This window comes from Streptomyces ossamyceticus (assembly GCF_001418475.1).
GTDB lineage: Bacteria > Actinomycetota > Actinomycetes > Streptomycetales > Streptomycetaceae > Streptomyces > Streptomyces ossamyceticus.
In genome coordinates this window covers 1-9,966 of record NZ_LIQX01000012.1, presented here as the reverse complement: position 1 = coordinate 9,966, position 9,966 = coordinate 1, and the positions used below count along the sequence as shown (strand labels likewise).

The window sequence follows — 9,966 nt, the reverse complement described above, 5'->3', positions numbered from 1 at the left end:
GCGGCGCCTCGTCACGAGCGGACCGCTCGTGACGAGGCGCCGCAGTTCGTGCTGCCGCTGGTCGTGCGGATCGAGCGGGCCGAGCCTCCGGCGCGCACGGACGCGTTGGAGACGGCCGCGCGTGCCGTGCTGGTGATGCTGAGCGACGAGCGGTCGGTCGGCGCGGGAGAGTGGGCCGAGGCGATGCGGAGCTGGCAGGACGCCCGGATCCGCAAGGTGGTCCGGCGGGCGCGCGGCGCGGAGTGGCGGCGGGCCGAGACGCTGCCCGGCATCACGGTGCCGGGCAAGTCGGCGGAGGTTCGGGTCTTCCCGCCGGTACCGCTGGACGGCTGGCCCAAGGAACTGGCCCGTCTGCAGGTGTCCGGCACGGACCTCGACGACCCGGAGCCGCCGGTCGACGCCGATCCCGCCACCCCGGTGCTCTGGCTGAACCCCGAGGTCGCGATGTCGGCGGGCAAGGCCATGGCGCAGGCGGGGCACGGTGCCCAACTCGCCTGGTGGGACCTCTCCGACGAGGACCGCACCGCCTGGCGCGAGGCCGGGTTCCCGCTCGCCGTCCGCACCGCCGACCCCGACCGCTGGCCCGGCCTCACCGCCTCCGGGCTCCCCCTGGTCCGCGACGCGGGCTTCACGGAGATCGCCCCGGGCTCCTGCACGGTGGTCGCGGACCATCCGGCCCTGCGCGGCTGAACCCGGCCCGTGCCCGTCAGTTGTCGAACCACACCACCAGCCTGACGTTCTCCCCGCCGTGCAGACCGGCCAGGGTCCGCATCACCGTCCAGACCGGCTCCCAGTCGTCCGGGACCGCCTCGCGCCGGGTCATCGGCGGCTCGGGGACGCTCTCCTCCCAGTCGGCGTCGGCCAGTTCGGGCCGGCCGATCCAGGTCGCGCTGTGGGCGCCGGCCCATTCGTCGTACGGGCGCCGGGTCTCGGCCGCCATGTCGGCGGGCAGTCCACGCCCCTCGGCGAGCGGCCGGAACCCGGCGTGGTTCCGCACGCCGAAGAGGCAGCCGAAGGCGGTGTAGGACCGGCCGGCATACAGGAAGTCCAGGTCGACCGCGGCTTCCCAGCCGGTGTACTCGTCGTCGAAGTCATCGGCGAAGCCGAAGGTCACGCGGCACTCGACGTGCCCGTGGATGTCCGCCCCCATGAGCGGATCCTCCTCGACGAACAGGGCCCGCCGCCAAGCTTTTCGGCGACTGTGCGCCGCCGTTGAACAGCATGACGATCGCGTACGTATCTCCCTGCACTGGCCAAGCAACTGCCCCAACGACCAGTTGGCATTACCCGGGAGGCTCATTTTGCGGCGTATCAATGGCTCGGTCATCGCCAGCCTGGCGCTCGTCGTCACCGTCGGAGCGCTTGCGTTCCCCGTATGGTCCTACGCCGACCGCTCGGGCACTGCTCAGGCCAATATGGCGGCCGGCACGGTCAGCACCCAGTGGGGGCCGCTGACCGCCGCCGACCGCGACCTGATCATCAGGGTGCGGCTGGCGGGACTGTGGGAGCTGCCGGCCGCCGAGCAGGCGATGCAGCGGTCGAAGAGCGCGAAGGTCAAGGAGGCGGCGGACCATCTGATCGTGGGTCACAAGGACCTCGACCAGCGGGTGCGGGCCGTGGCGGAGCAGCTGAACGTCGAACTGCCGAACCAGCCGAACGCCCAGCAGCAGGGCTTCCTTCAGCAGATGTCCAACGCCACCGACGACCAGTACGACCGCGTCTGGGCGAATCTGCTGCGCTCGGCCCACGGCAAGATCTTCCCGGCCATCGGCACGGTGCGGAACATGACCGAGAACACGCTGGTGCGCCAGCTGGCCTCGGACACCAACCAGACCGTGCTCGACCACATCACGATGCTGGAGAAGACCGGCCAGGTCGACTTCGACGCCATCGCCAACGGCACGATCTGACGCCGCCCGCGGTACGTACGTGCCGAGGCCGTCGGCCCGCCGCCCGATCGGCGGGGACCGGGCGGCCCCCACCCCCACTCCACGCCCAGCACCACTTCAGTCCCCAACGACCAGTTGGTTTCCTCCGGGAGGCACCTTTGCGACGCTCCAAGGGCTCTGTCCTCGTCGCCGTGGCGATCGTCGGCACAGTCAGTGCGGTCGCCTACCCCGTGTTCTACTCGTACCCCAACCGCAACGCGGCGGCGGCCGCAGCCGTGCCCACCGGTGACACGGTGACCACGCAGTGGGGGCCTCTCACCCCCATGGACCGTGACCTCATCATCCGGGTGCGGCTCGCCGGCCTGTGGGAGCTGCCGGCCGGTCAGCAGGCCCTGGAGCGCAGCGGCAGCAAGTCCGTCAGGGAGGCCGCGGACCACCTGATCAAGGGCCACACGGACCTGGACAAACGGTCACGGATCATCGCGGCGAAGCTGGGTGTCGAGCTGCCGAACCAGCCCAACGCCCAGCAGCAGGGCTGGCTGGACGAGATGACCGCCGCCAAGACCGAGGCCGAGTACAACAAGACCTGGGCGAACCTGCTGCGGGCCGCGCACGGCAAGATCTTCCCGGCCATCGCCGCCGTGCGGAACAACACCCGCAACACCCTGGTCCGTCAGCTGGCCTCCGACGCCAACCAGACGGTGCTCGACCACATCACGATCCTGGAGGGGACCGGGGAGATCGACTTCGCCCAGATCGCCGACGGCTCGGTCAGCGGTACGGCGAGCCCGACCGGTCCGCCGCCGCCGGTGCCGGGGCAGATCGTGCAGCCCGCGCCCGCCGCGGAGCCGTCGACCAACCCCGATGTGCGGTCGAAGCCGTCGCCGACCACGCCTGGCCTCGTCCCCACCGGTCGCCCCGACCCGGAGGAGCTGAACAAGGACCAGGGCGAACCGGCGATCCAGTAGGCGCCGAAAGCTCAAATGTTGCTCTGAAGGTCCCCTTCTCGGGGTTCGGCTCCGGGCGACGGGGCCATGACTCCGTCACGCCGGAACACAGGTCCGCCGTAAGGAGACGAACACAGGGTCTGGGTGCAGCCGTGACCGAGGAGGGGACGATGGAGCGGATCAGGCAGCTGGGTACGGGAATCGGATGGCGTCCGGAGATCGCGGACGCCGTCGAGCGCATGGCCGGATCGGCCGGCGGCGTCGACTGGGTCGAGGTCGTCGCGGAGAACGTCTGCCCCGGCCACATCCCCGAGTCGCTGCTGCGGTTGCGTGAGCGGGGCGTCACGGTCGTGCCGCACGGCGTCTCGCTCGGTCTCGGCGGCGCCGACCGCCCCGACGAGGAGCGGCTGCGGAACCTCGCCGAGCGCGCTCAGGCCCTGGGCGCGCCCCTGGTCACCGAGCACATCGCGTTCGTCCGGGCGGGGGGCGCCCTCACCGCGTCGCCGCTCCTGGAGGCCGGGCATCTGCTGCCGGTGCCGCGCACCCGGGACGCGCTGGACGTGCTCTGCGAGAACGTACGGATCGCCCAGGACGCGCTGCCGGTGCCGCTGGCCCTGGAGAACATCGCGGCGCTGATCAACTGGCCGGGCGAGGAGATGACGGAGGGGCAGTTCCTGTACGACCTCGTCGACCGCACCGGGGTCCGGCTCCTGATCGACGTGGCGAACCTCCACACCAACCACGTCAACCGGGGCGAGGACCCCGCGAAGGCGCTGGACGAGCTGCCGGTCGAGGCCATCGCGTACGTCCATGTCGCGGGCGGTTTCGAGCGGGACGGCGTCTGGCACGACAGCCACGCCCACCCCGTCCCCCCGCAGGTCCTCGACGTCCTCGCCGAGCTCGCCTCACGGGTGAGCCCGCCGGGTGTCCTCCTGGAGCGCGACGAGAACTTCCCGGAGCCGGCCGAGCTGGAGCGCGAGCTGGACGCGATCCGGGGGGTGCTGAAGACCGCCGGGGACCAGGGCGGCGCGCCCACGTCGGACGAGCCGGCCACCACGCCAACCACGACACCTGCCACCGCACCCGCCACGTCGGCCGAGTCCTCGGCCGGGTCCGGGGCCGCCGCAGCACCTGCCACGTCGGCCCAGTCCGCGGCCGGGTCCGCCCCGGCGGCCGAGCCGGTCACGTCCGCCGAGGAGGTGCCCGGTGGGGAGAGTGAGCCGGTCGCCCGGCAGCGGATCGGGCTCGCGCAGGCCGCGCTGTTGTCGGCGCTGGTCGCGGGGACGCCGGTGCCGGAGGGGTTCGACCGGGTACGGCTCGGGGTGCAGTCCCGGGCGCTCGCGGCGAAGCGGGCGGACGTCGTGGGCAAGGTCGCGCCGGAGCTGCCGGTGATCCTGGGCACGTCGTACCGGCCGGCGTTCGTGACGTACGCGCAGGGCCACCCGATGACCGACGGCTACCGGCGCGACGCGCTGTCCTTCGCCGAGCATCTGCTGCTGGGCGACCGGGTCGAGGACGCGGGCACCCGGCGTGCGCTGCGCGCATGGTGGCTGGAGCGCTCCGGCCCGGCACCTCTGTCCCGGCGCCCGACGGCGCGGCTGGCCCGTGCGACCCGCAGGGTGCTGCTGCGCCGCTGACCGCCGTGCGCCCCCGCGCCGCCCCGCTCCCGGCCTCCTCTGACCATCTGCGGCGGAAAGGGAGTGCGACGCTGCGGTCCGGTCCGAGGGGGATGCGTCCTGTGCTGCTCCACTCGACCAACTTAGGTCGGTTAATGTGCCGAATGGGTTCACAGACACGCCGTTGAGGGGACCTTGGCCAAGCGTTCGATACGCCGCCGGGCGGGGCGCGGGCACGCCGTAAACTGGGGGACCGGCCAGCCCTCTGGCCACTGGGGCACGATCCGCCGGACCGCACCCCCAGGCCCCGCCGCCCCAGGCCACCGGCCGCCTGGCCCTTCTACGTACGGGAAGTCGTAAACGTGTCGCTCACGATCGGAATCGTCGGTCTGCCCAACGTCGGCAAGTCGACCCTGTTCAACGCCCTGACCAAGAACGACGTGCTGGCGGCCAACTACCCGTTCGCCACGATCGAGCCGAACGTCGGCGTCGTCGGCGTCCCGGACGAGCGCCTGACGAAGCTGGCCGAGATCTTCGGGTCGCAGCGCGTCCTCCCGGCGACCGTCGACTTCGTCGACATCGCGGGCATCGTGCGCGGCGCCAGCGAGGGCGAGGGCCTCGGCAACAAGTTCCTGGCGAACATCCGTGAGTCCGACGCGATCTGCCAGGTCATCCGCGCCTTCAAGGACGAGAACGTCGTCCACGTCGACGGCAAGGTCTCGCCCAAGGACGACATCGAGACGATCAACACCGAGCTGATCCTCGCCGACCTCCAGACCATCGAGAAGGTCCTGCCGCGCCTCCAGAAGGAGTCGCGCATCAAGAAGGACATCGCGCCGAAGGTGAAGGCCGTCGAGGAGGCGAAGGAGATCCTGGAGAAGGGCGACACGCTCTTCGCGCACGGGATCGTCCAGGGCAGCGAGCGCAACGAGCTGCTGCACGACCTGCACCTGCTCACCACCAAGCCGTTCCTGTACGTCTTCAACGTCGACGAGGAGGAACTGGTCGACGAGGACTTCAAGAACGAGCAGCGCGCGCTGGTCGCCCCGGCCGAGGCCATCTTCCTCAACGCCAAGCTGGAGGCGGACCTCGCCGAGCTGGACGAGGAGGACGCCCTCGAACTCCTCCAGTCCGTCGGCGCCGACGAGCCGGGCCTCGCGACCCTCGCCCGGGTCGGCTTCGACACCCTCGGCCTCCAGACGTACCTGACGGCCGGCCCCAAGGAGTCCCGAGCCTGGACGATCAAGAAGGGCGCCACCGCCCCCGAGGCCGCCGGCGTCATCCACACGGACTTCCAGAAGGGCTTCATCAAGGCGGAGGTCATCTCCTTCCACGACCTGGTGGAGACCGGCTCTGTGGCGGAGGCCCGCGCCAAGGGCAAGGCCCGCATGGAGGGCAAGGACTACGTGATGCAGGACGGCGACGTGGTGGAGTTCCGCTTCAACGTCTGAGCAAGACTTCAGAGGCTCCCTGACCTGCGGTGACGTAAGTCAGGGAGTCTTGCTGTCCGCAGCAGTCCGCGCGATGCTGCGACCAGTGGGTCTCGACGCCAACCATTGGATGCGCTTCTGCCATTCCGATGGGGCGCCGTCCAGGCCGTCACCATTGTTCAAGAATGGGGATCGGTAGTAGCTGTCAGGCTGGCGGAGAGGTGGCGAGTACCCACGCGAAGCCGGCTACTGCGGCCTCGTCCGGGCGTGCGAGTGCACCGGCTAGCGAGTGCACCGGCTAGCGAGGGCAGCGGGCGATCCTTGGAAGCCGTGACGAGCCGAGGAGCCGATCAAGTGCCGGCACACCCTCGAGATGGAGCGATGGGCCATGAGAACCAGGCAAAAGCTGGCGCAGGGAACGGGTTGCGACTTCCGTCAGCGTTGCTCCGATCTCCGGCCCGAGCGAGAGGTCGAGACTTCCGGCTAGATGCACTTGCCGATCGCCCCACTCATCGACGTGCTCGGTGAGGAAGTCCAGAACCACGGATTGCCGCCGGCCCAGAAGGAGCAACTCGCAGGCGTGCACGACGTCGCGAAGATCAAAGACTAGTCGGGCGGTTATCCATGAAGGTCCGAGGCTGGGTTCATCACAGCTGATGACGAGCTCGTCGGCATCGGGACTTTGGTGGGCGACGCCCAGTTGGAGGCCGCCGCGTTCCAAGAAGTCCTCAACTGCCCTCTGTTCTGTTTCGTCTGCCAACTATTTCAGAGGAGGTGAGCTGCAGCAGACGCAATCGCGACATCAATGACCGCGGTGCCGTAGCTGGGTGTTGGCTCGGACGGGGGAGGTCAGGAGCGGGACCAGCCGTTGGCGAACTCGCACTGGAGGTCCGTCCACCGGCGTTGTTCGGCGGGGGTGTGGCTGGGGTAGCCGAGGTGTCCCACGCCCTTGACCCACTCGTCCCAGAGGCCGTCGGGTTCCGTGAAACGGTCGGCGTGGCGGGTACCGAGGAGGGCGTCGAGGTGGAGGAGGGTGCCCAGGGCGGCGGGCTGGTCGTAGTGGAGGTCGGTGCAGGGGAGGTAGCGGTCGAGGTAGGCGGTGAGGATCTCGGCGTCGGCGTGCGTGCCGAAGCGGGCCAGGGCAAAGCAGTAGGCGCTGCCGGAGTAGCAGACCTCGCTGGCCAGGAGCAGGTCGCCGATGTGTGGCCGGAACCGTTCGCGGCGGTCGATGCCGATCAGCCAGGCGGAGGTGAGGCGCGAGCGCCATTCGTACCCGAGGAGGGCTTCCAGTTCCTCGTCGGTGATGGCGGCGGCGTCATTGATCAGGTGTCGGGTGAAGCGGGTGGTGTGCCACCACCGGGGGCCCAGGAACCGCCCGCCGTTCAGTACGAGGTAGCGCGGGAGGCCGCCGTACATCCTCGTCACGTACCTCTCGACCACATGGCCGTAGCCAACTTCCTCGGGGTGCTGGGATGGCATCGGTCACCTTTCCGGGTAGAGGTCGGTACGGTCGATCCAGGTGGGGGCGACGAAGATGTTGTCGCCGGTGGGGGCTTCGGATGCTTCGAGCAGGGACCAGGTGCGGGACTCCTCGACCAGGTGCCCCCACGGTGCGGTCCAGTCGAGTTCCCAGTCCAGGCCAGTGCCGGAGATGCCGTAGGTGCGGCCGGAGTCCACGCGCCAGAGCTGGGAGTAAAGGATCACCTGGGCGTGGTCGGCCAGGTCGTTGATGATCTCGGTGAAGTGGGCCGAGGGCCAGCCCGGGGCGTCGTCTGCCACGGTGGTGCGTAGGTGCGCGGTCAGCGGCGGGACGACGGGGGTGCGGGCGCCGAGTTCGGTCAGCGCCCAGCGGATGCCGACGGACTCGGTCCAGTCCGGTGGGGTCGCGCGTTCCAAGCAGGTGCGGTAGGCGCGGCGCAGGGGCTCGATGGCGCCGTCGATCTCCAGGCTCGCCAGGGCCGTGGCCGCCCATTCGCGGACGGTCGGGTTGTCGCTGTCCAGCAGGCCGATGAGAGCGGGGCCGCAACGGGGATCGCCCACCTCCTCGAAGACCTCGATGGCGGTCAGCTGGCCGAAGCCGCCGAGGGAAGGCAGGCCGTCGATGACGGCGGGTATGGCGTCGGCGCCGACCCAGATCAGCTCCGCGCGGGCGTCGTAGGACTCGTCGGCCTTGCCGTCGAGCTGCTGGACGAGTGTCTCGATGTGGGAGGTCATGACGCGGAGTGGTCCCGGCGCCAGAAGGTGGGGAGCCACCAGCAGAGCACCGAGCGGTCGTCTGGCCACGGGGCGCGGTCCTCGGATTCCCAGTCCTCGAAGGAGTCGCGCGTCAGGTCGATGGGCCGCCAGGCGGGGTCGAGCGGCTCGTCCTCGGCCGGCGGGCGGACGTACCGGAGGCCGTGCTGGTCGCAGGCGCCGAAGTCCTGATAGTTCCGCTGGGCCTCGATCAGGGAGACCTTGTTCGCGCCGCCGCTCATGGTGGGCCAGCGGAACTGGACCCCGTCGTCCTCCCAGAAGCAGACGGGGCAGATCTCGTACGAGCCGGGCATCTCGTCCAGCACGCGGTGCCCGCAGCAGGGGCAGGGGTAGGAGTCGCTCACCTGCGAAGTCTCGTTGCAGACTCCGCCTGTGTGCCATGGATTTCTCTGCCTCGGGCCCCCGACACCCGGTCCGCAACCAGTCCGCAGGACACCCGTGAACGGCCGTCGGGAGCCAACGTATGTCAACGGGGAAACCCAGGCCAGAGCCCTGGAGGAAGGCGGGCCTTCCAAGGGGGGACCCTGCTGTTTCGTGGCCGACGGCCCTCAGGTGGCTGGGAGTTGGACGAGTCATGAGCGCGATGAGGAGAAACCTGATCGATAGCGGACAGGTCTCGAAGCAGCGTGAAGTTCTTCACGTCGCTGCTGGCTCGGTACACGGCCGTACCGAGGAACATCACGGCTAGGATCACCAGCCCCTCCCACACCGGGACCGTGCCGTTGAGGGCGACCAGGGTCGGCGCGAGGCCCCCGCCCAGCAGGCCCCCCGAACACCCGCAGCACGGCCGATCCGGTGCTCGCGCAGCAGATGGCGACGGCCATCACGACCGCCGCGAGGGCGATCAGCCGACCCGTGCCGAACTCCTCCGAGAGCGCCGACGCCGGCAGGGCGAACCCCGCCGCCACGCTCAGCGCGGCGAGCCCCGCGAGGGTCACGGCGACCGCGCCGGACCGCCGGTGCTGACGCACCGTGAAAAGTCCGACCAGCAGGAGGTAGAAGGCCATCTCGTAGGAGAGCGTCCACAGGACGAGCAGCAGGTTGGGGGTGCCCAACAGCTCCTGGAAGAGGGTGACATGGGCCAGCGCCACCGAGGCGAGGCTCTGGCCGTGGAACTCCCGGATCTCCGCCAGACCCAGGTGGTCCGCCAGCAGCAGACCGGCGACGACGACCGCGCACAGAGGGTAGATACGGAAGCAACGGTCGGTCCAGAACGTCCCCACCGAGCCCCTGCGTTCCAGCGACGCGGGGAGTGAAGACTTCATACCCGCCCTCACGTGCGGCCTTTCCCTGGTGTTCAGCCCGGCTGTCACCTGCCGGCGGCGAGGACTGCGGGCTCGCCCCGCCATCCTCCACGGGGGCCGGCACTCCTGACGGGCAGGGCCCTCGCCGCACGACTCCCGCTGGGCTCGCGGGTCTCGAAGACGGTATTCGGCGCGATGTCTGGCTCGTGGTGATTCGGGGGATGTCGATCTCTTCGCGTGGGCAGCTCTCGGGGAGGGAGGCCGGAAGGCCGGGGAGGGGGACTCATGTGGGTGGCGTTGGCGATTCTCGGGGTGCTGCTCGTGTTCAACGGTGAGGTGCGGGTGCTCGCGGTCGCCGCCGCGGTGCTCCTGCTCTGGCTGGGGCACAAGCGCAGCAACATGCTGATGACGGCGGCCGGGGCGGGGGCTCTCGCCCTGCTGTGGTTCGTGGCGTTCTAGGTCGTGTCCGCAAAGTCCCGTCGTCCGCCCGGAGGGCGGGCCCCGCTGCGCCTGCCGCTCGGTGACGACAGTGCGTGGGCGGGCGAGAGGACCTCAGTGGGTCGCGGGGCGCAGCCGCTCGTAGCAGT

Annotated in this window: 11 protein-coding genes; 6 read left to right on the top strand and 5 right to left on the bottom strand. The window is 70.1% G+C overall.

What is annotated here, in order from left to right; translation table 11 throughout:
- The coding region (locus AOK15_RS01410) for a peptidyl-tRNA hydrolase (RefSeq protein WP_055511830.1) at positions 1 to 690 on the top strand (690 nt) is incomplete at its 5' end.
- 16 nt (positions 691 to 706) lie between these two features.
- Here AOK15_RS01410 and AOK15_RS01405 read toward each other — a convergent pair.
- Positions 707 to 1,150, bottom strand: coding sequence for a hypothetical protein (locus tag AOK15_RS01405; RefSeq protein ID WP_055511823.1), 444 nt, complete (start codon positions 1,148 to 1,150; stop codon positions 707 to 709).
- Positions 1,151 to 1,301: 151 nt separating this feature from the next.
- Between AOK15_RS01405 and AOK15_RS01400 the strand changes: the two genes are divergently transcribed.
- The 4 genes from AOK15_RS01400 (at position 1,302) to ychF (ending at position 5,903) form a co-directional block, all read left to right on the top strand.
- Positions 1,302 to 1,910 (top strand): DUF4142 domain-containing protein, encoded by a 609-nt coding sequence (locus AOK15_RS01400; protein WP_055511820.1) that lies wholly within the window; start codon positions 1,302 to 1,304, stop codon positions 1,908 to 1,910.
- Between the two features lie 137 nt (positions 1,911 to 2,047).
- Positions 2,048 to 2,857 carry a DUF4142 domain-containing protein gene (locus tag AOK15_RS01395; protein ID WP_055511819.1) on the top strand — a complete coding sequence of 270 codons (810 nt, stop codon included), beginning with the start codon at positions 2,048 to 2,050 and terminating at the stop codon, positions 2,855 to 2,857.
- 149 nt (positions 2,858 to 3,006) lie between these two features.
- Complete coding sequence (locus AOK15_RS01390; RefSeq protein WP_055511827.1) at positions 3,007 to 4,473, top strand: MbnB/TglH/ChrH family RiPP precursor modification enzyme; 1,467 nt, start codon at positions 3,007 to 3,009, stop codon at positions 4,471 to 4,473.
- Positions 4,474 to 4,814: 341 nt separating this feature from the next.
- Positions 4,815 to 5,903: a redox-regulated ATPase YchF gene (gene ychF, locus AOK15_RS01385; RefSeq protein ID WP_055511817.1), complete on the top strand. Its 1,089-nt coding sequence runs from the start codon at positions 4,815 to 4,817 to the stop codon at positions 5,901 to 5,903.
- An 828-nt stretch (positions 5,904 to 6,731) separates the two neighbouring features.
- Here ychF and AOK15_RS01380 read toward each other — a convergent pair.
- The 4 genes from AOK15_RS01380 to AOK15_RS01365 form a co-directional block, all read right to left on the bottom strand.
- Positions 6,732 to 7,361, bottom strand: coding sequence for a DUF6000 family protein (locus AOK15_RS01380; protein WP_079058240.1), 630 nt, complete (start codon positions 7,359 to 7,361; stop codon positions 6,732 to 6,734).
- A gap of 3 nt (positions 7,362 to 7,364) precedes the next feature.
- Positions 7,365 to 8,096, bottom strand: coding sequence for a HEAT repeat domain-containing protein (locus AOK15_RS01375; protein WP_055511815.1), 732 nt, complete (start codon positions 8,094 to 8,096; stop codon positions 7,365 to 7,367).
- Positions 8,093 to 8,479: a CPCC family cysteine-rich protein gene (locus tag AOK15_RS01370; RefSeq protein WP_055511813.1), complete on the bottom strand. Its 387-nt coding sequence runs from the start codon at positions 8,477 to 8,479 to the stop codon at positions 8,093 to 8,095. Before AOK15_RS01370 ends, AOK15_RS01375 begins: the two co-directional genes overlap by 4 nt.
- A gap of 228 nt (positions 8,480 to 8,707) precedes the next feature.
- Complete coding sequence (locus AOK15_RS01365) at positions 8,708 to 9,400, bottom strand: acyltransferase family protein (protein ID WP_055511811.1); 693 nt, start codon at positions 9,398 to 9,400, stop codon at positions 8,708 to 8,710.
- 264 nt (positions 9,401 to 9,664) lie between these two features.
- Between AOK15_RS01365 and AOK15_RS45505 the strand changes: the two genes are divergently transcribed.
- On the top strand, positions 9,665 to 9,838 hold the full coding sequence (locus AOK15_RS45505) for a hypothetical protein (protein WP_167738777.1): 174 nt from the start codon (positions 9,665 to 9,667) through the stop codon (positions 9,836 to 9,838).
- Positions 9,839 to 9,966 lie beyond the last annotated feature (128 nt).